This is a genomic window from Achromobacter anxifer (assembly GCF_903652925.1).
GTDB lineage: Bacteria > Pseudomonadota > Gammaproteobacteria > Burkholderiales > Burkholderiaceae_B > Achromobacter > Achromobacter anxifer.
The window spans coordinates 511,382-536,318 of sequence record NZ_CAHLAR010000003.1; the positions used below are offsets into that span (position 1 = coordinate 511,382).

The 24,937-nt window shown below is 65.9% G+C and carries 23 protein-coding genes and 2 tRNA genes; 10 read left to right on the forward strand and 15 right to left on the reverse strand.

Annotation, left to right across the window (positions count from 1 at the left end):
• Positions 1-20: 20 nt before the first annotated feature.
• Positions 21-434, reverse strand: coding sequence for a RidA family protein (locus HWY37_RS11615; protein ID WP_175205014.1), 414 nt, complete (start codon positions 432-434; stop codon positions 21-23).
• A gap of 384 nt (positions 435-818) precedes the next feature.
• On the opposite strand from HWY37_RS11615, the gene HWY37_RS11620 reads away from it, so the two are divergent.
• The 8 genes from HWY37_RS11620 (at position 819) to HWY37_RS11655 (ending at position 7,540) form a co-directional block, all read left to right on the forward strand.
• Positions 819-1,616, forward strand: coding sequence for a maleate cis-trans isomerase family protein (locus HWY37_RS11620; RefSeq protein ID WP_176088676.1), 798 nt, complete (start codon positions 819-821; stop codon positions 1,614-1,616).
• 46 nt (positions 1,617-1,662) lie between these two features.
• Complete coding sequence (locus HWY37_RS11625; RefSeq protein ID WP_175205016.1) at positions 1,663-2,454, forward strand: transporter substrate-binding domain-containing protein; 792 nt, start codon at positions 1,663-1,665, stop codon at positions 2,452-2,454.
• 70 nt (positions 2,455-2,524) lie between these two features.
• Complete coding sequence (locus tag HWY37_RS11630) at positions 2,525-3,238, forward strand: ABC transporter permease (RefSeq protein ID WP_175205017.1); 714 nt, start codon at positions 2,525-2,527, stop codon at positions 3,236-3,238.
• The gene (locus HWY37_RS11635; protein WP_175205018.1) at positions 3,228-3,917 is read left to right on the forward strand and encodes an ABC transporter permease; all 690 of its coding nucleotides are present in this window, start codon (positions 3,228-3,230) and stop codon (positions 3,915-3,917) included. The genes HWY37_RS11630 and HWY37_RS11635 overlap by 11 nt, the downstream gene beginning before the upstream one ends.
• Before the next feature lie 37 nt (positions 3,918-3,954).
• Positions 3,955-4,740: an amino acid ABC transporter ATP-binding protein gene (locus HWY37_RS11640; RefSeq protein ID WP_246302264.1), complete on the forward strand. Its 786-nt coding sequence runs from the start codon at positions 3,955-3,957 to the stop codon at positions 4,738-4,740.
• A gap of 25 nt (positions 4,741-4,765) precedes the next feature.
• Complete coding sequence (locus tag HWY37_RS11645; protein ID WP_176088677.1) at positions 4,766-5,791, forward strand: ABC transporter substrate-binding protein; 1,026 nt, start codon at positions 4,766-4,768, stop codon at positions 5,789-5,791.
• Between the two features lie 71 nt (positions 5,792-5,862).
• Positions 5,863-6,717 (forward strand): ABC transporter permease, encoded by an 855-nt coding sequence (locus tag HWY37_RS11650; protein WP_175205020.1) that lies wholly within the window; start codon positions 5,863-5,865, stop codon positions 6,715-6,717.
• A 1-nt stretch (position 6,718) separates the two neighbouring features.
• Positions 6,719-7,540 (forward strand): ABC transporter permease, encoded by an 822-nt coding sequence (locus tag HWY37_RS11655; protein ID WP_175205021.1) that lies wholly within the window; start codon positions 6,719-6,721, stop codon positions 7,538-7,540.
• 578 nt (positions 7,541-8,118) lie between these two features.
• Here HWY37_RS11655 and HWY37_RS11660 read toward each other — a convergent pair.
• From HWY37_RS11660 to HWY37_RS11680, 5 genes are all read right to left on the reverse strand, one after another.
• Positions 8,119-9,078 (reverse strand): 2-hydroxyacid dehydrogenase, encoded by a 960-nt coding sequence (locus HWY37_RS11660; protein ID WP_176088678.1) that lies wholly within the window; start codon positions 9,076-9,078, stop codon positions 8,119-8,121.
• A 12-nt stretch (positions 9,079-9,090) separates the two neighbouring features.
• The gene (locus HWY37_RS11665) at positions 9,091-9,561 is read right to left on the reverse strand and encodes a type II 3-dehydroquinate dehydratase (protein WP_176088679.1); all 471 of its coding nucleotides are present in this window, start codon (positions 9,559-9,561) and stop codon (positions 9,091-9,093) included.
• 10 nt (positions 9,562-9,571) lie between these two features.
• Positions 9,572-10,186, reverse strand: a complete 615-nt coding sequence (locus HWY37_RS11670; protein ID WP_175205024.1) for a glutathione S-transferase — start codon at positions 10,184-10,186, stop codon at positions 9,572-9,574.
• 15 nt (positions 10,187-10,201) lie between these two features.
• A complete protein-coding gene (locus HWY37_RS11675) occupies positions 10,202-11,200 on the reverse strand; it encodes an NAD(P)H-quinone oxidoreductase (protein ID WP_175205025.1) in 999 nt (332 codons plus the stop codon).
• An 87-nt stretch (positions 11,201-11,287) separates the two neighbouring features.
• Entirely contained in the window at positions 11,288-12,409 is a 1,122-nt protein-coding gene (locus tag HWY37_RS11680; RefSeq protein WP_175205026.1) for an ABC transporter ATP-binding protein, read from the reverse strand.
• Between the two features lie 410 nt (positions 12,410-12,819).
• On the opposite strand from HWY37_RS11680, the gene HWY37_RS11685 reads away from it, so the two are divergent.
• Positions 12,820-14,070: a flavin-containing monooxygenase gene (locus HWY37_RS11685; RefSeq protein ID WP_175205027.1), complete on the forward strand. Its 1,251-nt coding sequence runs from the start codon at positions 12,820-12,822 to the stop codon at positions 14,068-14,070.
• A gap of 116 nt (positions 14,071-14,186) precedes the next feature.
• On the opposite strand, the gene HWY37_RS11690 is transcribed toward HWY37_RS11685, so the two are convergent.
• The 9 genes from HWY37_RS11690 to HWY37_RS11730 all read right to left on the reverse strand — a co-directional run bounded on the left by HWY37_RS11690 (position 14,187) and on the right by HWY37_RS11730 (position 24,696).
• A complete protein-coding gene (locus tag HWY37_RS11690) occupies positions 14,187-17,090 on the reverse strand; it encodes a tetratricopeptide repeat protein (RefSeq protein WP_176088680.1) in 2,904 nt (967 codons plus the stop codon).
• A 184-nt stretch (positions 17,091-17,274) separates the two neighbouring features.
• A tRNA-Leu gene (locus tag HWY37_RS11695) sits at positions 17,275-17,359 on the reverse strand.
• A gap of 153 nt (positions 17,360-17,512) precedes the next feature.
• Positions 17,513-18,502 carry a Bug family tripartite tricarboxylate transporter substrate binding protein gene (locus HWY37_RS11700; RefSeq protein ID WP_175205029.1) on the reverse strand — a complete coding sequence of 330 codons (990 nt, stop codon included), beginning with the start codon at positions 18,500-18,502 and terminating at the stop codon, positions 17,513-17,515.
• Positions 18,503-18,601: 99 nt separating this feature from the next.
• Positions 18,602-19,777, reverse strand: a complete 1,176-nt coding sequence (locus HWY37_RS11705) for an alpha-hydroxy acid oxidase (RefSeq protein ID WP_176088681.1) — start codon at positions 19,775-19,777, stop codon at positions 18,602-18,604.
• On the reverse strand, positions 19,774-21,159 hold the full coding sequence (hglS, locus tag HWY37_RS11710) for a 2-oxoadipate dioxygenase/decarboxylase HglS (protein ID WP_176088682.1): 1,386 nt from the start codon (positions 21,157-21,159) through the stop codon (positions 19,774-19,776). Before hglS ends, HWY37_RS11705 begins: the two co-directional genes overlap by 4 nt.
• A 79-nt stretch (positions 21,160-21,238) precedes the next feature.
• Positions 21,239-22,180, reverse strand: coding sequence for a LysR substrate-binding domain-containing protein (locus HWY37_RS11715; RefSeq protein WP_176088683.1), 942 nt, complete (start codon positions 22,178-22,180; stop codon positions 21,239-21,241).
• Positions 22,181-22,312: 132 nt separating this feature from the next.
• The gene (gene secG / locus HWY37_RS11720) at positions 22,313-22,810 is read right to left on the reverse strand and encodes a preprotein translocase subunit SecG (RefSeq protein ID WP_176088684.1); all 498 of its coding nucleotides are present in this window, start codon (positions 22,808-22,810) and stop codon (positions 22,313-22,315) included.
• 21 nt (positions 22,811-22,831) lie between these two features.
• Positions 22,832-23,578 (reverse strand): triose-phosphate isomerase, encoded by a 747-nt coding sequence (gene tpiA, locus HWY37_RS11725; RefSeq protein WP_054450238.1) that lies wholly within the window; start codon positions 23,576-23,578, stop codon positions 22,832-22,834.
• A gap of 140 nt (positions 23,579-23,718) precedes the next feature.
• On the reverse strand, positions 23,719-24,696 hold the full coding sequence (locus HWY37_RS11730; RefSeq protein WP_176088685.1) for an NAD(P)H-quinone oxidoreductase: 978 nt from the start codon (positions 24,694-24,696) through the stop codon (positions 23,719-23,721).
• Between the two features lie 115 nt (positions 24,697-24,811).
• On the opposite strand from HWY37_RS11730, the gene HWY37_RS11735 reads away from it, so the two are divergent.
• Positions 24,812-24,899, forward strand: a tRNA-Ser gene (locus HWY37_RS11735).
• Positions 24,900-24,937: the final 38 nt, after the last annotated feature.

A 24,937-nucleotide genomic window follows, 5' to 3' on the forward strand; every position in this document is an offset into this window, starting at 1 on the left:
GACCAGGGCCTCCTGTGGCGTCAATCCGGAATAACGGCAGTCGCGTCGATTTCCACCAGCCATTCGGGCCGCGCCAATGCCGACACCACGATGCCGGTGGACACCGGGAACACGCCCTTCAACCACTTGCCGACCACGAGATAGACCTCTTCGCGATAGCGGGGATCGATGATGTAGATCGTGATCTTGCAGATATCCTGCAGTTCGCCGCCGGCTTCCCTGAGCAGCATGTCGATGTTCTTCATCGCCTGCTCCGCCTGGCCTCCCGCATCGCCGATGCAGACGCTCTCGGACGTGTCCAGGTTCTGCCCGATCTGGCCGCGCAGGAAGACGGTGCTGCCGCGCGCGACGACGGCCTGGCACAGGTCGTTGTCGAGTTTCTGTTCCGGGTAGGTTGCCTTGGTATTGAAGGTGCGTATGCGCTTGTGCTTCATGGCTCGTATCTTTATTAGGGTTTATCCGGAGACCCCGTACCCGCCTGGTAAGCGGCATCGCACAAGGCCGTGACCTGCCCGTTGATGGTCGGCTCAAGCAGGGCAGCAGCCTATTTGTTTTTTCCGGCGTCCCATCTCGGAAATCCTGACGCGGGCGGCGCACGCGCCAATGCGCTTGCGCACTGCCTTGGGGCGCCTCCCGCGACCATCAGGAAAATCTATTCACGCCAAAGGAAAAGGCGACTTGGTCCCTCGGATCGGCTCTCTCATCATTGGTTTTCGCTGGCCCGGCCGGTGCGGTGGGCGCGGCGATGCGCGGCCCCGGATCGATGGCCGAAGCCATCTGCAGCAAGCTGAAGCAACCTCACCCTACAGGGAATCCGGATGAACACTGCATCAACGCCCGCCCCCGCCGCCTACCCCAGATTCCGCTATGACGGCTCCGGCGACCTCGCCCGCATCGGCCTGATCTACATCGCCTCCAGCGTCGTGATGGAAGAAGAAATGTGGGCCATGTCCGCTCCAGGGGTTTCCACCCATACGGCGCGCATCAAGCTGCCCAAGGTGACCGTGCAGGGCATCGAGGAAATGATGAACGCGCCGGAACTCGAACAGGCCGCGCGCCTGGCGGGCGCCGCCCCCATCGACGTGCTGCTGTTCGGCGGCACCAGCGCCTCGTTCCTGCACGGCACCGCCTATGACCAGGCGCTGATCCAGAAGCTGCGGCAATGGGTGCCCGGGCCGCAGATCACCACCGCATCCACCGCGACGCTCGCGGCCTTGAAGAAGGTCAAGGCCGGCAAGGTCGCGCTGGCCACGCCCTATCTCCCGGAGATCCACGAGCGCGCCATCCGCTTCCTGCAGGAAAACGGCCATGAGGTCGTCAAGAGCGCCTGCCTCGGCATCTCGGACGACCACGCGCTGGCCGAGGTCTCGCTGGAACAGGTCTACGACCATGTGCTCTCGGTCGACCACTCCGACGCGACGGCCATCTTCGTCTCGTGCACCAACTTCCGCACCGTCGGCGCCATCGAGGCGCTGGAGCAGAAACTCGGCAAGCCGGTGATCTCGGCCATCCAGGCTTCGTTCTGGCATTGCCTGGATCTCACCGGCGCGGCCGGAGCCAAGCCCGGCTACGGCTCGCTGTTCAACGGCAACCTGAGCAAGGCCGCCATGACGTAGGCAATCCAACGAAGTGCATGACCAATAAATAAGCAAGGGGAAAATAATGCATCTACACCAAACCATCACGGCGCTGACGCTCGCAGGCGCTTCGCTGTTCGCCCTGGCGCCCGCCCAGGCGGAAAAGCTGGTGCTGGGCAACGAGGGCAGTTATCCGCCCTTCAGCATGGTCGACCCGTCAGGCCGCCTGACCGGCTTCGAACCCGATCTGGCGCGCGAGATGTGCAAGCGGATGAAGGTCGATTGCGAAATCGTCGTCATGGACTTCAAGGGGCTGATCCCGGCGCTGCTGCAGAAGAAGCTGGATGCCGTGGTCAGCCAGACCAAGCCGCTGCCGGAGCGCAAGGAAAAGGTGCTCTTCGGCCGCCCGGTGCTGTTCAATCCGGATTCCTATGTGGTGCCCGAGGCGAAGAACTACACGTTCACGCCTGAAGGCCTCAAGGGCGTGCGCATCGGCCTGCAACGCGGTTCCGCCCAGGCCAAGTACGTGGGCGAGACCTTCGGCAATGCGGTGCAGATCGTGTTCTACGACAACCCCGACCAGATCCGCCTCGACCTGGCCAACGGGCGGCTGGACATGAGCCTGGGCCCCAAGATCAGCTGGACCAACGAGTTCCTGTCCAAGCCCCAGGGCAAGGGCTGGAAATTCGCCGGCGGCGACTTGTGGACCGGCGGCGGCGAAGCCGGCTCCAGCTGGATCGCCCGCAAGGACAGCGGCGAATTGCTCAACCGCATGAACGCCACGCTGGAAACCATCATCAAGGACTGCACCTTCACCAAGCTGCGCAAGCCGTACATGGAAGTGGAGCTGCTGCCCGAGGAAGCGGCCTGCCGCTAGCCGGACCGGCGCACGCCGCCCGGGCCGCCGGGCCGGGCGGCACTCTACACACGCTTGCTAGGAATACCTCATGCCTTCGATGGGTTTCGTGCAGCAACTCGCGACCGGCGCGATGATGACGATCCAGGTCGCCGTCTGTGCCTATCTGCTGGCGCTGGCGATCGGGACGTTCTTCGCCCTGATCACGCTACGGCCGACACTGCTGGCCAAGATCGTCTGGATTCCGTACGCCTCTATCTTCACGGGCGTGCCCTCGCTGCTGGTCGCGTTCCTGTTCTATTACGGCGGCTCGCAGATCGTCGCCAGCCTGCTCGCGCCGTTCGGCATCGGCCAGCGCATCGAGATCACGCCATTCATGGCGGCCGTGGCGGCCCTGGGCATGGTGTACGGCGCCTATCTGGCCGACCTGATACGCAGCGCGATCCAGAACGTGCCGCACGGCCAGTTCGAAGCCGCGCGCGTGCTGCTGGTGCCGCGCAGCGCCATCTGGCTGAAGGTGATCCTGCCGCAGATGCTGCGCCTGGCCCTGCCCGGCATGACCAATATGTGGATCGTCGTGCTCAAGGACACGGCCCTCATCTCCCTGATCGGCCTGAAGGAGATCATGGCCTACGCCAAGCTCGCCTCCGGCGTGACCAAGGAGCCTTTCGTCTACTACATGCTTGCGGCCGCCTTCTTCCTGGTGATGACGTGGCTCACCTACTACGTGGCCCGCCGCGTGGAAACCTGGGCCTCGCGCGGCTTCCATCCCGTCGTGACCAAGGGAGCGTCCCATGCACTTTGACTTCCAGGTGGCCTGGGACAGCCTGCCCAAACTGCTGGCCGGCGCCGGCACGACCTTCGCCGTGCTGCTGCCGGTGCTGGTCATCGGCCTGCTGCTGGCGCTGCCGGTCGCCCTGGCGAGCTTCCGGCCTGGCCCGCGCGCCGTCTTCGCCAGCAGCTACATCGGCTTCTTCCGCGGCGTGCCCAGCCTGGTGCTGCTGTACCTGATCTACAGCGGACTGCCGCAATTCTCCTTCGTGCGCGACACCTTTCTGTGGAATGTCTTTTCCAGCGCCTATGTCTGCGCCTGGCTGGGCCTGGCCCTGACCCATTCGGGCTTCATGGCGGAGATCATCCGCGGAGGGCTGGCCGCGATTCCCAAGGGCACCATCGAAGCCGCGCAGACCCTGGGCCTGAAGCCCGCGCAGATCCTGTTCCGCCTGCGGCTCCCGCTGGTGGCGCGCTATGTGCTGCGCGCCTACCAGAACGAATTGCTGATCATGGTGAAAAGCACGGCGGCCGTCAGCGCCATCACGCTGGTCGACCTGACGGCGGCCGCCAACACCGTGTTCGACTACACCTATGACCCGTTCACGCCCTTGATCACGGCGGCGGCCATCTACTGGTGCATCACCAACAGCATACGCCTGGGCTTCTCGATCGCGGATCGCAGGCTGAACCGCTATCTCGCCAGGGTCTGAACCGCCCGGCCGACCGACCATCAGAGCGCGAACCATCATGACTGCCATCCTGTCCAGCATCACGCCGCCTGTATCCGCCACCCTGTCGGAGTGCGCGCCCGCGGTCTCCATCTCGGGATTGAACAAGTTCTACGGCACCTTCCATGCCCTGCGGGATATCCACCTCGAAGTATCCAACGGCGAGATCGTCATCCTGTGCGGCCCTTCCGGCTCCGGAAAATCGTCGCTCATCCGCTGCATCAACCATCTGGAACAACATGACTCGGGCGACATCCGCGTCAACGGCACCGAACTGACCCGGCGCCCCGAAAGCGTGGAGCAGGTGCGGCGCCAGCTGGGCATGGTGTTCCAGAACTTCAACCTCTTTCCGCACATGACGGTGCTGGACAACTGCACCTTTGCGCTGAAGATCGCCTTGAAGGTTCCGGCGCGCGAGGCCGAAGAGACGGCGCGCGAATACCTGGCCAAGGTCAATGTGATCGAACAGGCCGGCAAGTATCCGATCCAGCTTTCCGGCGGGCAGCAGCAGCGCGTGGCGATCGCGCGCGCGCTCTGCCTGCGCCCGCGCATCATGCTGTTCGACGAGCCGACCTCGGCCCTCGATCCCGAATCGGTCGGCTCCGTGCTGCGCATCATGGAAAACCTGGCCCAGACCGGCATCACCATGATCTGCGTCACCCACGAGATCGGCTTCGCCCGCAAGGTGGCCGACCGCTGCGTCTTCATGGAGCGGGGCGAAATCATCGAGACCGCGCCCACCGAACAGTTCTTTGGTTCGCCCCGCAGCGAACGCCTGAAGAATTTCCTAGAGCAGGTTCTGTAGTCAACCATATCGACAAGGGGTTGTCATGATCAAGAAACTCATTTTCGCCGGCATGCTTGCCGGCGCGGCTCTCACCGGCACGGCGCAGGCGCAGGATGCGCTGGTGGTCAGCACCTGGGGCGGCAGCTTCCGGGATCTCATCGACGAGAACATCGGCCGCGAGTTCACGCGGCAGACCGGCGTGCCGGTGAAGTACATCACGGGCGGCACCATAGACCGCCTGAACAAGGCCAAGCTCGCCAACAAGCCGGAAAGCGACATCACGTTCACCACGTCGCACATCGGCTGGCTCTACGTCAATTCCGGCCTGTACGAAAAGCTCGACCTGAGCAAGATTCCCAACTACTCGCATCTGGTCGACCGAGCCAAGATCAGCCCGTACCACATCGGCAGCTGGGCCTACGTCTACACCATCGGCTACCGTCCCGACCTGGTTCCCGCCGGCATCACCTTCAACAGCTGGAACGATCTCTGGAACCCGGCGCTGAAAGGCAAGCTGTCCGCGCCCGACTTCGACCCCAGCCACATCATCGACATTTCCGCCCTGCTCTCCGGCGGCGACGCCAGCACCTGGGAAAAAGGCCAGGACAAGCTCAAGGCCCTCAAACCCAACTTCAAGGCCTTCTACACCAACGATGCCAACAGCCAGCAACTGATCGCCGCCGGCGAGACGCCGGTGCAGGTCGTGCTGTCCATGAACGCGTACTACATGATCGGCCAGGGCGTGCCCATCAAGGTGGCGATGCCCAAGGAAGGCGCGGTACTGGGCGTGGACACCATGGCCATCATGAAAGGCAGCGCCAAGACCGACCTGGCCTACAAGTTCATGAACATCGCGCTGTCGCCCGAGGTGCAGGCCAAGATCGTGGCGGCCAAGAAGGCCAGCCCCGTCATCGACAACGCCAAGGTCTCGCCCGAGGATGCCGCGCTTCCTGGCGTCTTCACGACCAAGCAGCAATGGGATACCCAGGCCATCGTCATCGACGACAAGTTGCGCGCCGAGAAGACCGCCGAATGGCGCAAGTGGTTTACCGAGAACATCATGAACTGATAGCCGGCGGCCGCGGCCCTTGGGTCCGCGGCCTTGCCACGTCCTCAACGTAAACCAAGGATGGGTCCACCATGGATGCGCGTACCACCCTGAAGGGATGGCTGATATCCCCGGCAAGCTTCATAGCCCTGTGCATCTGCGTCGCCATGGCGGCCGTATTGCAGTACAGCTTGCGCACCTTCATTCCGGGTTCGCTCGATGTCGGCGGCCTGACGCTGACGAACTTCTCGGGCATGGGCAAGCAGATCTACCTCGATGCCTTCACCAACACCTTGCGCCTGAGCGTGGAGACCACGGTCTGCTCCCTGCTGGTGGCCTACCCCTTGGCCTACGCCCTGGTCCGGGTGCGCAACCGCTACATCAAGTCCTTCATCCTGATCGTGTCTATCACGCCGCTGTTCCTGGGCGAGATCGTGCGCACCTATTCCTGGATCATCGTGCTGGGCAGCACGGGCTTCATCAATTCAATGCTGCTCAAGATGGGACTGATCGATACGCCGCTGAAGCTGATGTTCAGCCACCTGGGCGTGCTGGTGGCGCTGGTGCACGTCACCATCCCCGTGGTCGTGCTGATGCTGGCCACCGCCATCTCGCACATCGACCGCGACTACGAAAAAGCCGCCGAGAGCCTGGGCGCGGGGCCGGTGCGCACCTTCCTGACGGTCACCCTGCCGCTGTCCATGCCGGGCATCCTGGCCAGCATCACCACCTCGTTCGCCTGGACCTTCAGCGCCTTCGCCACGCCGCAGATGATAGGCGGGGGCCGCGTGCCCACGGTCTCTACGCTGGTCTACCAGCTGGGATTCTCGTCGATGAACTTCCCCCTGGCGGCCAGTCTGAGCGTCATGGGCCTGGGCCTGACGGCCATCGCGCTGATGTTGCTCGGCCGGGTCACGCGCCGTCTCAAGGTCATCGGAGGACACTGACATGAGCATCCGCAAGTCCCTGCCCCTTTGGCTGCGCATCGGCGCGCCGGTGCTGATCACGCTGATCCTCGCCTTCGTGCTGCTGCCGGTCGTGGTGGTGACGCTGGCCGCCTTCAACGACAAGGCCCTGCTCACTTTTCCGCCGCAGGCCTGGTCCTGGCGCTGGTTCGAGCGCGTCTTCACCTACTCCGATTTCCGCGACGGCTTTCGCGCCAGCCTGGTGGTGACGCTGTGGTCGTCGCTGCTGGCGCTGATCATCGGCACCGGCCTGGCCATCGCGGTCAAGCGCATGGCGTTCCCCGGCAAGAACATCCTGCAGGCCATCCTGCTCTCGCCGCTGGTGATTCCCCATTTCACGGTGGGGCTGGGCCTGCTGATCCTGGCGGCGCAGCTGAACGTGGACCGCGGCTACGGCATCGTGATCCTGTGCCACGTCATGCTCGTCCTGCCTTTCGTGCTGCGCAGCGTCTATGTGTCGATGGAGAACCTGGACGAACGCCTGGAACAAAGCGCCGCCAGCCTGGGCGCCTCGCCGGTGCGGGTGCTGTTCACGATCACCGTGCCTTTGCTTGCGCCCGGCCTGTTCGGCGGCTGGCTGTTCGCGGCCATCATGTCGTTCAGCGAATTCACCGCCTCGCTGTTCGTGACCACGCAAAGCACGCAGACCCTGCCGGTGACCATGTACAACTATGTGCGCGAGTTCGCCGACCCGACCCTGGCGGCGCTGTCGGTGGTGTACATCGTGGTGACGGCTGCGCTGTTGATCTTCGCCAACCGCTTCCTGGGGCTGGGTCGGATCCTCAATATCGAGGACAACCACTAGGGAATTCTGGGTGGGATGTTGTCGATTGGCTTTGTGAGGGCGGGTTCTTGAGCCGCCGGTGGCCGGACTGCGGGATTCCGATGCTCGCCCCGGTGGGGCTGCGCTTCGGATCCCTCCGTCCGGCCACCGGCTCACGGCATCTGACCATGCACGCGGTCCAAACCAACGCATTAGGCGACTGTCAGCCGAGGCGGCCCGGAGCCATCCGAAGCGCAGCCCCAATGGGGCGAGCATCGGAATGGCGCAGGGCAGGCTCGGCGGCTAAAGAACCCCGACATCCGCAAGCTCGAAGTTCTGCCGCTCTGCATTTCGGTTCTGTGAGGTGGGGTTCTTAAGCCGCCGGCGTCCGGACTGCGGGATTCCGATGCTCGCCCCGGTGGGGCTGCGCTTCGGATCCCTCCGTCCGGCCACCGGCTCACGGCATCTGACCATGCACGGAGGCTGAAACCAACGCATTAGGCGGCTGTCAGCCGAGGCGGCCCGGAGCCATCCGAAGCGCAGCCCCATTGGGGCGAGCATCGGAATGGCGCAGGGCTGCCTCGGCGGCTCAAGAACCCCGACATCCGCAAGACCCAGCTTCAATAGCCGCGCGCGGGATCGACGCGGTTGGCGGGCTCCAGGCCCTGGCTGACGCGCAATATGTTGTCGGCGATCTGTCCGGCGGCCGATGCCGGAATGGCCACTGAAGCCAGGTGCGGCGTGATCAGCACGTTGTCCATTGCCCAGAGTGGGTCGCCCGCGGGCAGCGGCTCGCGCTCGAACACGTCCAGCGTCGCGCCGCCCAGGTGGCCGCTGCGCAGCAGATCGTTCAGGGCGGTCTGGTCCACCAGCGCACCCCGGGCCACGTTGATCAGGGCCGCGCCTCGCGGCAGGCGTTGCAGGCGTTCGCGATCCAGCAGGCCGCGGGTCTGCGGCGTGAGCGGAAGCATCACCACCAGGATCTCGGCCCGCGACAGCACCGTGTCCAGCGATTCCATGCCGCTGTGGCACTCGACGCCCTCGATGCTGCGCGGGCTGCGCGACCAGCCCAGCACGGTCAGCCCCTGGCGGCGCAGCTCCTGCGCCGCACAGGCGCCCAGTTCGCCCAGGCCCAGCACTGCCACGCGCACGTCCTCGGGCGAACGCGGATGACGGTAGGCCCATTCGCCGCGCCGCTGCGCCGCTTCAAAATAGGGAATATCGCGCGCATAGCGCAGGGTGGCGAACAGCACGTAGCCCGCCATCATGCGCGCCATGTTGGGATCGGTGATGCGAGTGATGGGCACGCCGGCCGGCAGGTCCTCGCGGCCCACCAGCGAATCCACTCCCGCGCCCAGGTTCACGATGAGGCGCAGGTTCTTCATGCGGTCGAAGAAGCCCTGCGGCGCCTTCCAGGCCAGCGCGTAGTGGATGCTGGCCGGATCATGCGCTTCGCTGCCATGCACCATGCGCAGGTCCGGCAGGCGCGCCTGCATGGCTTCGCGCCAGGCCGTGTAGTCGTCGAACTCGCTGTAGAAGATCATGGCGCCCGACACGGCGGGGCGGGAGGATGCATGCATGGGCGGTCTACCTCAGGTACTGCGGTTTATCAGACGGGACATGGCCTCGATGGCCAGTTCATAGCCATCGCCGCCCAGCCCCGCGATGACGCCATCGGCGGCCTTGGAAATATACGAATGATGGCGGAAGGCCTCGCGCCGCCAGATGTTGCTCATGTGGACCTCGATGATCCGGCCCGAAAAGGATAGCAAGGCATCGAGGATAGGTACCGATGAGTAGGTCAGGCCGGCCGCGTTGATGATGACGCCCTGCGCGCTGCCGCGGGCTTCCTGTATCCAGTCGACCAGCTGGCCTTCGTAGTTGGACTGGACGAAGTTCAGCTGGATGCCCAGCGAGGCGGCCTTGCTTTCGCAGCGCTGCTGCAGCACGGGGAAGCTGTCGGAACCATAGGTCTTGTTGGCGTCCAGGCCGTAAAGATTGGCGTTCGGCCCATTAAGGAACCAGACCTTGGAGGATGATGGGGTTGCGCTAGGCGTCGTCATGGCGGCAGTCTCAGCTTTCGTGGGGAAGGGTCGCCTGCATGGCAGGCAATGCGTTGAACACGGCGAACCAGGCCGCGGCGCGCGGATGCGCCTTGCGCCAGTCCAGCTCGGGAAAGCGGAAATCCAGATACCCCAGGGCGCAGCCTATGGTCAGGTCGCCTATGCTCGGATCCGAGCGCGGCAGCTCGTCCGCCTGCGCCTCGATTTCCGCCAGGCAAGCCTGCACCTTGACCAGCTGCGCCTCGCGCCACTGCGGCCACTGGATTTCGGCCGGCCGGGCCGTGCGCTCGTAGCGCGCCAGCAGGGCGGCATCCAGCAGGCCGTCGCCCAGGGCCTGGCGCGTCAACGCCACCCAGCGCGCCGGGCCCGACGGAAACAGCTGCTTGTCGCCGGCCGCCTCGGCCAGGTACTCGCAGATCACGCGGCTGTCGTAGAGCGACCTCCCGTCCGGCAGGATCAGGGTCGGCACCTTGGCCAGGGGATTGTGGGCGGCGATACGCGCATCGCGGTTGACTGGATGCGCCGCGCTGGCCAGCCACTCGATCCGTCCGGCCTGGCCGGTCAGGTGGGCGCAGGCCATGACCTTGCGCACGAAGGGAGACGTGGGGGCATAGAGGAGTTTCAAGCCGTTCTCCGGTTATCAGGGTTTGAGGACCAGCTTGCCGAACACCTTGCCGCTTTCCAGCAACTGATGCGCGCGCACGGCGTCGGCCAGGGGCAGGCTCTGCGCCATCTTGGGCCGGATGCGGCCCGCGGCCAGCAACGGCAGCACATGGCGCCTGAGCGCCACGGCCATCCTGGCCTTCTCGGCATCGGTCTGCGGGCGCATGGTCGAGGAATGCAGGCTCAGCTGCTTTTGCATCAGGGTCAGCAGCTCGATGTTGATGGCCGAACCCTGCAGGAAGGACAGGCTCACGTGGCGTCCGCCGAAGGCCAGCGCCTGCAGATTGCGCCGCACATAGTCGCCGCCGACGATGTCCAGCACCACGTCCACGCCGCGGCCCTGCGTGAGGGCCGCGCAGGCCTCCACGAAATCGGTGTCATGAAAGCAGATCACCTCGGCCGCGCCGAGTTCACGCAGGGCATCGAAGCGGTCACGCTCGCCGTCCGTGACGATGACCCGCGCGCCCGCGGCATGCGCCATCTGGATCGCCAGCGTGCCGATGCCGCCGCCACCGCCGTGGATCAGCACGGTATCGCCCATGCGCAGGCGGCCCAGTTCGAACAGGTTGTGCCAGACGGTGAACAGGCCTTCCGGCAAGGCGCTCGCCTGCGCGTCATCCAGCCCCTCGGGAACCGCCAGGGAATGTTCTACCCGCGCCACGCACCACGGCGCATAGCCGCCGCCCGCGAGCAGGCTCATGAGACGCTGCCCCATCATGGATTCCGGCACGCCGGGACCGCAAGCGGCCACCTCGCCGCAGGCCTCCAGCCCGAGCACGTCGGTCGCGCCCGGCGCGGGCTTGCTCAGGCCCTGGCGCTGCATGACGTCGGGCCGGTTGATGCCACCCGAAAGCACGCGCAGCAACACTTCGCCGGGGCCGGGCGCGGGCACTGGCCGGCTGGCCAGCGTCAACACCGTGGCGTCGCCGGGCTCGCGGGCGATGATGGCTTGCATTTCAGCGGGGATTTGGGTCATGGCGGGGTGCCTCGCGGACGAATGGAAACTCGGCGGCTGCGCAGGCGCGGCCGCCAGGAAAGGTGTGGAACAGCGTGGCCGCCGTCTTCAGGACGACGCGTTGAAGACACTGACCCCGTGGCCGGGCAGCGCAAGGCCTGCCACGGCGCCCACGGGCCATTCATGGATGCTGTTGAGGTCGAAGGTGCGCACCATGACGTGTTGGCGCCCCTCCACGGGAATGTGCACTTCCAGGTACAGGTCCACGTGGTCGCCCTGGAAGACGTGATTGACCACCGTGCCGCTCAGGACCGAGCCGCTGTGCAGGGCTTCCAGCTTGATATGTTCCGGCCGCACGTAGAGATCGAGCCGGTGCCCCTCGTGCGAGCCGCCCACCAGGCGGTGGCGCGGGATGTGGGTCAGCCCCGCGCCCAGGCGCAGCTGTATGGTTTCCGCGCTGGTGCCGTGATAGTGGGCGGGCAGGATGTTGACGTCGCCCAGGAATGACGCCACGAAGGGGTCTTGCGGATTGCGGTACAGCTCGTCCGGCGTGGCGACCTGCCGGATCACGCCCTGGCTCATCACGGCGATGCGATCCGACATGCTGAGGGCCTCGCCCTGGTCATGCGTGACGAAGATCGTGGTCACCCCGAGCTTGCGCTGGATATCCCGGATTTCCACCTGCATGGCGCCGCGCAGGCTCTTGTCCAGCGCGGAGAAAGGCTCGTCCAGCAACAGCACCTTGGGACGGATCACCAGCGCCCGCGCCAACGCCACGCGTTGCTGCTGGCCGCCGGACAGCTCGCGCGGCTTGCGCTCGCCCAACCCGTCCAGCTTGACCAGGGCCATGGCTTCGCGCACCCGCCGCTCGATCTCGGCGGCCGGCACGCGCCGCATCCGCAGGCCATAGGCGATATTGCGCTCCACCGTCATGTGCGGAAACAGCGCGTAGTTCTGGAACACGATGCCGATCTGGCGCTGATACGGCGGCAGCGCCGTGACCGGCGTGTCGTCGATGAAGATCTCGCCCTCATCCGCGTCGGCAAAGCCCGCGATCAGGTTCAGCAAGGTGGTCTTGCCGCAGCCCGACGGGCCCAGCAGCGTCAGGAACTCGCCGCGCCCGATTTTCAGGGACACCTGCTGGAGCACCGCGTGATCGCGGTATTTCTTGACCACTCCCTCCAGGCTGACCGCGCTGGAGCTATCGGAGGAATAGGGACTGTTCGGCATGGCTGCTGCACTCACGGAGTTCAGTCTCCCGGCGCGAAAATCCCGGGAAAAACAGGCGATGGCCACATGGCGCGCAAGGGTGCGACGTCAGCGTTCTGGTGGTTTCAAGAATACGGCAAAGCCCTATTTGCAGTGCGTTGCCGAAGCTGATGGGGGCCATCGGAAAAAAGAAATCGCGATCCCCCGGGGGCTCAGCGACGCCCGCCGGACGGCCAAACCGGCACCTTTGCTTTTTCCTAAGTCAGCCGTCCGAAAAACGAAGTTATCAACTCGGGGCTTCGGGATCACACTGCCTGCCAATCGTCCAGCGCGCACTCTGATCGTGCTTGCGGTACGCCGGCCTTCCGTTCCTTGATCTTCGTGTCAGCCTCGAGACGCACCAGGGTCTCGGTATTCCTTAGGATCTTCACATGTCAATTGAAAAAACCAATACGCTGGTGATCGGCGCCGGCCAGGCCGGCATCGCAATGAGCGAGCACCTCGGCGCCATGGGGATTCCGCATATCGTGCTCGAGCGCAAGCGGATCGCCGAACGCTGGCGCTCCGAGCGCTGGGATTCGCTGGTCGCCAACGGCCCCGCCTGGCACGACCGCTTTCCCGGCCTGAAGTTCGATGACGTCGGGCCCGACGTCTTCCCGCCCAAGGAGCGCATGGCCCAGTACTTCGAGGACTACGCCAAGATGCTGAAGGCGCCCGTGCGCACCGGCGTCGAAGTCCTGCGCGTCAAGCGCAATGAGAAGCGCCCGGGCTTCACCGTCACCACCTCCGCGGGCACCATAGAAGCCCAGCACGTGGTCGCCGCGACCGGCCCCTTCCAGGTCCCCACCTACCCGAAGATCGTGCCGGAAAGCGCCGGCATCCAGCAGCTGCATTCCTCGGCTTACAAGAACCCGGGCCAACTGGCCGACGGCGCCGTGCTCGTCGTGGGCGCCGGCGCCTCCGGCTCGCAGATCGCCGAAGAACTCCGCCAGGCCGGCCGCACCGTCTATCTGTCCGTGGGCGAACACTACCGGCCGCCGCGCTCCTACCGCGAACGCGACTACTGCTGGTGGCTGGGCGCGCTGGGCATGTGGGATGAAGTCAAGAAGAAGCCCAAGCGCGAACACGTGGCCTTTGCCGTCAGCGGCTACGAAAACGGCAAGACCGTCGACTTCCGGCGTCTTGCCCGCGACGGCATCCAGCTGGTCGGCATCACGACCTCCTACGAGAACGGCGTGCTGCACTTCGCCGACAACCTGGGCCGCGATGTTGCCCAGGGCGATGCCGACTACTTCGAAGTGCTGCGCGAGGCCGATGCCTACATCGAGCAGAACGGCCTCGACCTTCCGCCCGAGCCCGAGGCCTGGAAGCTGCTGCCCGATCCGGAATGCCTCACCTACCCCATCCTCAGCCTGAATCTGGCCGAGGCCGGCATCAAGACCATTCTGTGGGCCACGGGCTTCAAGGTCGATTTCAGCTGGATCGACGTCGACACCTTCGACGAGAAGGGCTACCCCATCCACAAGCGCGGCATTTCCGCCGAAAAGGGCATTTACTTTCTTGGCCTGCCAAACCTGACCAATCGCAGTTCCTCATTCATCTGGGGGGTCTGGCACGACGCCCGCTACATCGCCGATCACATTGGCATCCATCAGGATTACCTGGCGTACAAGAAGGAATGATGCAACCGGTGTCTGGCCCGCTTCCGGGGCCAGGCGCAAAAAACCCGCACGCTCGTGGGAGCTGCGGGTTTTTTTTTCGGCCATGCCGGCAGGACCGGGGCGGACTGGCGACACGCCTAGCCTTTCTTCCCGCCAAACATGCCGGCCAGCTTCTTGCGCAGTATCTGCAATCCCGTCCCAGGCTTGCAGGCCCGGTATTCGGCCAGCGTGGCATCCAGCTGCTCCCGATTCAATACCCCCTTGGGCAGCAGGATCAACTGCTCGTACAGGGCCAGTTGCTGCTTGCTCGCGCCGACCTTGCCGTAGGAACGCGCCAGCTGCAGGCGCATCCAGTTGATCTGCACCGCAAAGCCCGGAGCGTTTTCGTCGCCGAGCTGCTGCAGCTTCTCTTCCAGCCAGGGAATGACCTCCGCGTAGCGCCCCTGTTTGCGCAGCAAGGCCCCCAGGTTGACGCAGGCCTTGACCGCCTCCAGCCGCACGTCGGGTTCGCCGTCGTCCAGATAGTTGTGCACGACGCGGCGGTACTGTGCCTCCGCCCCGGCCACGTCCCGCTCGGCCAGGGTCAGCGCCTTGCTCCACATGGCGCGCGCCACGCGCAGGCGCAGATAGCTCAGCGTGTTGCCCTCCCAGCGGCGAATGATCTCGTCGTAGACGGCAAGCTCTTCTTCATGGCGCCCCAGCTTGTCCAGCTGCACCGCCTTGTTCGACAGCGCCAGCGCCACATCCTTGTCGAAGGACAGATTCATGTCGTCGCTGTAGCGCGCGACGATTTCATCGTTGACGACGATCGCGGCCTCGCGCTGCCCCAGCCGCGCCAGGCAGAATCCCTTGTTGACCAGGGCGTCGAGGCAGATGGCGCGCAGTTCGGGATGCAGCGACTCCACATGCGCACTGGCGACCTGCTCGTACCGCGCGATCGCATCGCCGTAGTTTTCCTGATCCTGCAGCTTGCGGCCCTCCGCCACCACAGCCTTCATCTCCTGCAGCCGCTGCGGCGCCACGGGCTCGTATTGCGCGCCATAGTCCACCGCAACGCCCTGTCCTTGCAGGCGGTTCAGACAGGTCAGGCGGCTGGCATTGGCGCGGGCCACGGTGTCGCGGGCAATCGGCCGGGTGCTGGAGCCGCAGTGGGCCAGCAGCGCATCGTAGGTCTTGAGCGCCTCTTCGTTGCGCTCCAGCAGTTGCATCTGCAGATAGGCCAGATTCAGGTAGCTGCTGGCCACGCGCGACTCGATCGCTTCGGTCTTGTCGGCGGCAAACTTCCGCAGCAGCTTCTGGTAGGTCTGCACGGCCTCCTCGAAATGCAGGCGCTCGCGCTGGCTGACGGCCAGGTCGTACAGGGCGTCCAGGACGGAAAGCCGCACGGCCGTGTCCTCGTCGTCGCCAAAGCGCTCCAGCAGGCTATCGCCCACGGCGGCCCGCCGCCGCTCGGCTTCGGTCACGTCGGGAACCGGTATCGGCTCATCGTTGTCATTCTTTCCGCTGGGATGCGCATGCTTGGGCGGCGCCAGATCGCCCCAGATTTCCGCTTCCAGCTCCATGGACGATGCTTGCAGCTGACGCCATGCGGTCTGCTGCGCGCCGCCGGGCTCGACGGGCAATGACAGCCTCGTCATGTCCTCCAGCGCGCCCAGGGCAGCCTCATGCTGGCCCATGTGCTTGAGCAAGCGGGCCTTCTGCCGCATGGCGCGGCATACGACGAGGCGGACCGCCGCGTCATCGTCATCCGCGAAACGCCGCCGCAACGCATCGAGCGTTTCCAGGGCCCGCTCGGGCGAGCCCAGCGTGTCCTCGGTCCCGGCCAGCCTGTACCAGACCCTGGCCAGAGGCTCCTGAAGCGCGGCGACGCGGTCATCGCCCAGTCTTTCCAGCACCTGCCCATAGCCCTGCCTTGCGGTTTCCTCGTCACGCATCTCCAGGGCATCGATCCAGGCGATCACGGCCGTGCGGCGCACTTGCGCATCGGCATGCCCGCAATGGCGCTGCCAATGCTGCTCGCTCAAGGCCTCGGCCCTGCTCGTCAGGCTCGCGGCCTGCTCTTCGTCCTCGGTCTGGTCAGCCAGTTCGTGCAAAGCCTCGGCGTGGGCCTGCAAGCAGCGTCCCAGGCAACGCACCTCGATCACGCTATCGGTGTCGGAGAACTGCGCCTCCATCTGCTCGCAGGCGAGCACCGCCTGTTCAGGCTTGCTGCTGTGCTCCGGCGCGTCAAGACTGGACAGATGCCACCAGAAGACACGATCCAGATGCGCCAGGGCCAGGGTCTGGCGTATGCCGGTGCTTGAACTGCCTCCATGAGTCCGCAACAACGCGTCCATGGCCTGCAAAGCGCCGGGCCAGTCCTTGTCCGCCAACAGCCGCGCCTGCGCCAGGGCCGCGTCGGCGGCGGCTTCGCGCAGATCGTCGGCATCGCTCTCTTGAAAATCGCTCTGCAGCCGCGCATAGCCTTCAAGCGCCTGCTGGCGATATCCCAGATCCTCGAACAGCTCCGCTTTGCGCAGCCGGATCTTGGCCACCAGCGCCTGCGTGGCAGGCCATGCGTCATCGCCAAAGCGCTGCTCCAGGCGATCCGCCTCGCGCACCATGTCGACGCGGGCAAAGGTCGCGCCGCGATGCACGGTCAGCGCGATGACCTCCATGCCCGCGCGAGCCAGCCACTCGCGCACCGCCAGCGACTCGACATGCTCGAAGCGCTGCTCCAGGTGACGCCAGGCCGCCAAGGCATCCTCATGCTTGCCGTCGGCGGCCAGGGCCGCGCCCTTGGCGAACTGCGCCCTGGCCATCCATGGCCAATCCTCGGGAACCGCCCCTTCCAGATGCACGGCCAGCGCATCGGCCGACTGAACTTCCTCGGCCGTCTTTCCCAAGCGCCGCAAGTTCCGCAGCTTGGTGAACCAGGCGGCCACCAGATGCTCCTTCAGCTCCTGATCCGAACCGGAAAACGGCGTGGTCAGCGGCAAGAGACGGTCTATGACCGCCTGGCTCTTATCAAGGTCCTGCTGTGCGGAAATCGTCTGAGTCATGGCGCGGAGCGGATACTGGCGTGTGCGCCATGTTATCTGCTCTTGGTTGCCGGCTCTTGGTTGCCCGGCGCCATAGCCAGCCTTGCCCTGCTCCGCCTCCCGTTGCGCCGGGCAACAAAAAAGCCCGCAAGAAATGGATTCTTGCGGGCTTTCTGCATTCCAGGAGCATGCCTGGAAAAAATCTTGGTGCCGACGGCGAGACTCGAACTCGCACAGCTTTCGCCACTACCCCCTCAAGATAGCGTGTCTACCAATTTCACCACGTCGGCTAAATCAAGCCAGAAAAGCGTGCTTTCCTGGAAAGTCGAACATTCTATCACGCAAATCGAGAATCCGGTGAGCCCTGCCCGCTTTGTCGCGCGAATGCCACCGATCCGTCCCCTGAAGCGCGGAAGGGCCGCAAGCGGCCCTGCCCTGGCCGATCAGTTGATCTGCAGGTTGGTCGCCTTGACGACTTCGCCCCACTTGCGGGTTTCGCTTTCCATGAAGGCCTTGAACGCTTGCGGCGTGTTGGGCGGCGGCGGCATCAGGAAGCCGTTGGTCTGGTAGTTGGCGGCCAGGGTGGCGTCGGAGCTCAGGGCCTTGTTGATGGCGGCATTGACCTTCTGGACGATTTCCGGCGGCGTGCCGGCGGGCGCGAACACGCCGAACCAGGCCGCCACGTCAAAGCCTTCCACGCCGGATTCGGCGATGGTCGGGATTTCCGGGGCGAACGGCACACGGCTGCCGGTGGTGACGGCCAGGCCGGTCAGCTTGCCGGCGCGCACGTGCGGCAGCAGCGGCGGCAGATTGTCGAAGATGGAATCCACCTGGCCGCCCAGCAGATCGGCCACGGCCGGGCCGCTGCCGCGGTACGGCACGTGCAGGATGTCGATGCCGGTCTTCATCTTGAAGAGCTCGCAGCCCAGGTGCGCGGACGAGCCGTTGCCAGGCGAGGCGCAGGTCAGCTTGCCGGGATTCTTCTTGGCATAGGCGATGTATTCCTGCACCGACTTGACCGGCACGCTGGCGTTGACGGCCAGGATGTTGGGCACGACGTTCAGCAAGGCGACTGCGTCCAGATCCTTGAGCGCGTCATAGGACATCTTGGAATAGAGCGACTGGTTGATCGCGGTGGAGATCGAGCCCACGAACAGGGTGTAGCCGTCGGCCTGCGCGCGAACCACGGACTCGGCGCCGATGTTGCTGTTGGCGCCGGGCTTGTTCTCGACCACGAAGGTCTGGCCGAATTCCTTGCCCAACACCTCGGCGATCATGCGCGCGCTGATGTCGGTGGTGCCGCCGGGGGCATAGCCCACGACCAGCTTCACGGGCTTGGTCGGGTAGGCGCCGGCCTGGGCCTGCGCCGGGGCGCTGGCGACGCAGGCAAGCAGCGCCGCCGCGCCGGCCAGTTTGGTGTAGATCTTCTTCATGTTTCCTCCTGTCGAAAACGGATGGGCGCGCATGGGGTGCGCGCCGTTTTTTTGTTGTTGTGCGGGCAGTCCTGCCCCGAGGCGGCGACGCCGCCTGCGCTACGCGGAGCCTGCCGGCCGCAGCGGCGCGATCAGATCCGGAGTCAGGTCCGCCAGCGTGGCGCAGCCGAGCAGCGCCATGTTGGTCGAAATCTCGCTGCGGAATATCTCCGCCACCTTGCGGATGCCGGCGCTGCCGGCCACGGCCGCACCGAAGAGTTGGGGCCGGCCGGTGAAGACCATGCGCGCGCCCAGGGCCACGGCCTTGAGCACGTCGGAGCCGCGGCGAAAACCGCCGTCCACCATGACCGGGAAGCCGGGCGGCACCGCGGCCACCACGTCGGGCAGCGCCTGCAGGGGCGAGATGCAGCCGTCCAGCTGGCGTCCGCCGTGGTTCGACACGATCACGCCGTCGGCGCCCGCCGCGCAGGCCAGGCGCGCGTCGTCGGGATGCATCACGCCCTTGAGCACCAGCTTGCCCGGCCAGTTCTCGCGGATCCAGCGGATGTGTTCCCATGAAAGCTTGTCGCGTTCGCCGCGAAAGCCGTTGGGCGGATCCTGCGTGATGGGCGGGCCGATCTCTTCGTACAGGTTCGAGAACCTGGGGATGCCGCTGCCCAATAGCGTGCGCAGAAAGACGTTGAGGCTCCAGCGCGGATGGCGCATGCCGTCCAGCATTACGCTGGGGCTCAGCTTGAAGGGCACGGTGAAGGCCAGCTTCTGCAGGTTCTCGCGGTTGGCGCCCACGCAGGTATCGATGGTCACCACCAGCACCGGAATCTCGGCCTGGCGCAGCCGCGCCAACAGCTTGGCGATGCGCTCGGTATTGCCCGGCAGATAGGCCTGGTACCAGCAACGCTTGCCCGTGGCCTGCTGCAGGCGTTCCAGGGGCACGCTGGACGCGCCGCTGATGATGAAGGGGATGGCAGCCTGCTGCGCGGCCTGCGCCAGCGCCAGGTCGCACTCATGCATGACGATGGCCGAGAAGCCGGTGGGCGCGAAGCCGACCGGCATGGCGTAGGTCTGGCCGTAAAGCTCGACCTGGCTGCTGCGCTGTTCGACCACGCGCAGGCCGCGCGGCCGGAAGCCGACCTCGCCCGGTGCGCGCACGCTCTCGGCCAGCGAAGCGCCGTCCTCGGTGCCGCCGCAGACGTAGCCCTCGACGCAGCGCGGCATGATGCGCCGCGCTTCGCGCTCGAAGTCGCGCACGGACAGGCAGCGGTCCAGACGGCTCATGCGGCCACCGGCGAGCCGGCTTGCGCTCCCAGCGCTTGCAGGCAGGCGGCCAGCGAACGGTCCTGCGTGTCCTGGTAGAGCGCCAGCTCGTCCTGCACCTTGGCGCCCAGGGCCTGCTCGAAGGCAGCCTGGCTGGCGTTCTGCGCGTATTCGGCCTGAGCCTTGTCGCCCAGGTTCGACTGGAAGATGCCGGCGGCGCTGACGGGCAGGAAGTCCTCGTACACCAGCGGCTCGAAACGGATATGGCCCTGCGCGATCAAGGTCTGCAGGTCGGCGTCAGGCTCGGCGCCTTGCTTGCCGGTCAGGAAGTAGCGGAAATAGGCCAGTCCCTGCGCATGCAGCTGCTCGTAGTCGTCCGGGAACGCGGCGAAGCTGTCCTGCAGGTTCCGCATGTAGGCGTCCGCATTGCCTTCGTTGGGCGCGCCGCTGATGCGACTGCGGGCCAGGTCGAGCAGATGGTCGTACAGCGCCCGGCCCTTGCGGGTCAGGGCCACGCCGCGCTGCTCGATCTCGCCGAAGCGGGCGGTGTGGCTGCCGGCGTCGGAGCCGGCGAAGCGGACCGCTTCCTCCAGCGCCTTGAAGCTGGTCTGGCGCAGCAGGATCGGGCACTTGCGCGGCGGCGGACCTTCGATCACGGCCTTGGCGGACACGCCGCGGCGCGGCATTTCGGCCTGGGCCTCGTCTATGTCCAGCGTGCGCGGGGTCAGGTGATTGATGTGCGGACCCTTGAAGGCCACCACGTCGGCGATCAGGCGATGCTGGCCATGCAGTTCCTGGTAGTCCGCCAGGCTCACGGTCGCCTCGCTGTGCCAGCGGAAGGTGTGCAGGGCTTCGGCCACGAACTCGCGCGCGTCGACCTCGTCCAGCCCGCCCTGCGCCTCGAAGCGCGCGGCCAGTTTCAGCGCGCGATCCGTGAAGATCTGGCGCGCGGCCAGGATGCGGGCGGCCTTCTCGCGCAGCGCCTCGTCGTCGATCAGTTCCAGCCGCAGCAGCGAGGTGAAGACCCGGAACGGGCTGGCCTGCAGCGAGGCTTCGTGAGTGGCGCGGAACGCGGTCGAATGCACCGGCACGCCGGCCGGCGACAGGTCGTAATAGCCCACCGGCTGCATGCCCATCACGGCGAACACGCGGCGCATATTGGACAGCTCCTGCGCGGTGCCGACGCGGATCGCGCCGTGGCGCTCGATGTCCAGGCGCTCGATCTCGCCCGTGCGCGCCAGTTGCGCGGCCAGTTCCGGCTGTGCGGCCAGGGTCTTGGCGTTGACCTGGGCGACCAGGTCCAGCAGCGTGTCGTACAGCGGCACTTCCGACTTGTACATGTCGGACATGGCGCGGGAGAACCAGGCTCGGATCTGATCCGGATTGACGAAATTCTGACTCATGGCGGGCTCGGCGCATCGATAAACAAGATGGCCGCATGAAATCACGCGACGCGCCCGCGATCAAATGAAAAAAATCGGCTTAATCAGTCCGTTTTTTCATGGACCGCGCCCGCTGGGCATCGCGCGCGCGCTTGCGCGCGGCCTCGTCTTCCACCCAGGCGACGAAGTGCTTGATCTTCGGCACCTCGGCCGAATGCTCGGAGTACGCGACGAAGTACGCGCCATCGCTGGGCTGCACGTAGTCCCAGGGAATCACCAGCTTGCCGGCCTGCAGTTCCTCTTCGGCCAGCAGCCGCGGCGTCAGCGCGATGCCGCAGCCGCCCTCGGCCGCGCGCACGCACATGTAGAAGGTATCGAAGCGGGGGCCGTGGTAGCTGCGGTCGGACTGGAACTGCTGGCGCGAGAAGTAGTCGTGCCAGGCTTCCGGACGCGAAGCGCACTGGATCAGCGCGTGCGCGCTCAGCGCTTCCAGGCTCTCCACGCGGTCGCCTGGCAGATAGCCGGGCGCGCATACCGGCACCACCTCGGCCTCGAACAGTTCGCGGCACTGCGCGCCGGGCAAGGTGCCGTGGCCGAAGAAAAAGGAAATGTCGATCTTGGCCTGCATCAGGTCGAAGGGCCGGGTCTCGCTGCGGACCTTGACCTGGATGTCCGGGTGCGCGGCCATGAAGCCCTGCAGCCGCGGAATCAGCCAGCGCGCGCCGAAGGTGGGCTGGGTGCCGATGGTGAGGACCTGGGTCTCGCTGCCGTAGGTCAGGATGTAGCGCGAGGACATGTCCACCTGGTTCAGGATGGCCCTGACCTCGGACTGGTACAGCGCACCCGCGGGCGTCAGCTGCAGGCGCCGCCGCACGCGCAGGAACAGCGGGTTGCGCAGCAGCGCCTCCAGCTGCGCGATCTGCTTGCTGATCGCGCTCTGGGTCATGTGCAGTTCCTCGGCGGCGCGCGTGAAGCTCATGTGCCGCGCCACCGCCTCGAAACATTGCAGCGCCATCATCGATGGCATCAAACGCTTTTCCATGGGGCCAATCCGGGTATGCCTGTGCAGGCGGGGACCAGATACTGTCGCCGGCCGCCGCGCCTGCGCATTATCGCAGGCTGGCGCAACCCATGAAAAAGGCCGGCATATGCCGGCCTTTCCGTTCGCTGCGGCTTACTTCGCCGGCGTTTCGGCGGGCTTGTCGCCTGCGGCCGGAGCGGCTGGGGTGGCGGGCGCGGCGGGCACCGAGGGCACCGACGCGTCGGGCTTGGCCGGAGCCGCGGGCGCCGAACCGGCGCCGGGAACCGAGGACGAACCCGGCACCGAGGAAGCGCCGGCGGGCGCGCCAGGCGCGGCGCCCGGCACTTGCGGCACCGAACGGTCGGCCGGGAAGCTCTGCATCACGCCGGAATCGACGGCCGGGCCGCTAGTGCCCTTGTGGCTGACATAGGCCAGGCCGGCGGTGGAGGCGAAGAAGACCACGGCGGCCCACTTGGTCGCGCGCGACAGGAAGTTCGCCGCGCCGGTGGCGCCGAACAGGCTGCCGGCCGAGCCGCTGCCGAAAGCGGACCCCATGTCGGCGCCTTTGCCCTGCTGAAGCAGGACCAGCATGATGATAGCCAGCGCCGAGATCACTTGGACGGCCAGCAAAACTTTGAGCATCAAGGGCATTACAGACTCCGGAACGGAAACTTAGATGGCGGCGATTCGCAAAAATTCTTCGGCCACGAGCGACGCGCCGCCGACCAGGGCTCCGTCGATATCAGTCATGGCGAACAAACTGGCGGCGTTGGCAGCTTTGACGCTGCCGCCGTACAACACTTGCACCTGCGCAGCGCCCAGCGCGCGCAGGGCGGCGCGGATGGCACCATGGACTTCCTGCGCCTGCTCGGGGCTGGCGGTGCGGCCGGTGCCGATGGCCCAGACGGGCTCGTAGGCCAGGACCATGCGTGAAACCGCCTCGGCGCCCAGCGCCAGCACGGGCTTCAGCTGGCGTTCGATCACGGCCAGCGTATTGCCGGCTTCGCGGTCGGCCAGCGATTCGCCGACGCAGACCACCGGCGTCAGGCCGGCGGCCAGCGCAGCCTGGGCCTTGGCAGCCACGGCTTCGTCGGTTTCGCCGTGCAGCACGCGACGCTCGGAGTGGCCGGCCAGGGCCCAGCGGCAGCCGAATTCCTTCAGCATGGCGCCGGAGACTTCCCCGGTGTAGGCGCCCTTTTCGTGGGCGCTGACGTCTTGCGCGCCCCAGGACACGCTGCTGCCGGTCAGGGCCGACGCTGCCTGCGCGAGATAGGGAAACGGCACACAGATGCCGATTTCGCAGTGGCTCGCAGCATCCGCGGCGCGCAGCTCGGTCAGCAACGCGGCGTTCTCGGCCAGGTTGCCGTGCATCTTCCAGTTGCCCAGCACGAGGCGGGCGCGGTTTTCGACTGAAGTCATGGCGAGGTATCTGTAACGGTTGGACTGGGGCGAGCCTGGAGCTGCGTAGCAACCGCCCACGGGCCTGCCTGGAAAAAATTCCAGGCGAAACCCGTGATTGTATCCTGTTGCGGGGCGCTACGCCGAGCGCCCCCCATTTCTTACATGGTCAGGATGATTTTGCCTATGTTTTCACCGCTTTCCATCATGGCGTGGGCGCGGGAGGCCTCGGCCAGCGGGAAGGTGGCGTGCACGATGGGCTTGATGGCCCCTTTTTCCAGCAGGGGCCAGGCCTGTTCGCGCAGGGCGCGGGCGATGGCGCCCTTGAACGCGACCGGACGGGGACGCAAGGTGGAGCCGGTGATGGTCAGGCGGCGGCGCATGACCTGGGCCGTATCCACATTGGCGTGGGCTCCGCCCAGCTGGGCGATGATGACGATGCGGCCGTCATCGGCCAGGCACTGCATGTCGCGGCCGATGTAATCGCCGGCCACCATGTCCAGGATCACGTCGACGCCGCGGCCGCCGGTGGCGTCCAGCACTTCCTTCACGAAATCCTGGGTCTTGTAGTTGATGCCGCGCTCGGCGCCCAGCGCTTCCACGGCGCGGGCGCGGTCGTCGCTGCCCACCGTGGCGTAGACCTTGTGGCCCATGGCGCGGGCCAGCTGGATCGCCGTGGTGCCGATGCCGCTGGCGCCGCCGTGCACCAGCAGGGCCTCGCCTTCGGACAGGCGCCCGCGGTCGAACACGTTGCTCCAGACGGTGAAATAGGTTTCCGGCAAGCCGGCGGCCTCGATGTCGGACAGGCCCTTGGGAATGGGCAGGCATTGCGCCGCGGGCGCGACGCAATATTCCGCGTAGCCGCCGCCCGCCACCAAGGCGCAGACCTTGTCGCCCAACGCGAAACCGCTGCCGGCCAGGTCGCCGCCGACGATCTCGCCGGCCACTTCCAGGCCCGGCAGGTCCGAGGCGCCGCGCGGCGGAGCATAGTTGCCCTTGCGCTGGAACACGTCGGGGCGATTGACGCCCGCCGCGCTGACTTTGATCAGGACTTCACCCGCGCCGGCTTCCGGCGTGGGGCGCTCCACGGGGACCAGGACCTCGGGGCCACCAGGGCGAGAGATTTCTACGGCGTGCATCGCGTGCCTCCTTTGCAGCAAATGGATTATTATTGCGCCCTTTACGGCGTATCGTGTTTCCGGCGTGGCAGATTGTTTGCCCAGTGGCCGGATTGCCTGGCGATATGCAGTACCCGGAAGCGTGGCAGAGTGGTCGATTGCACCGGTCTTGAAAACCGGCAACGGGCAACCGTTCGTGAGTTCGAATCTCACCGCTTCCGCCAGGACAAGAAATCAAGCCCTTGCGCATGCAAGGGCTTTT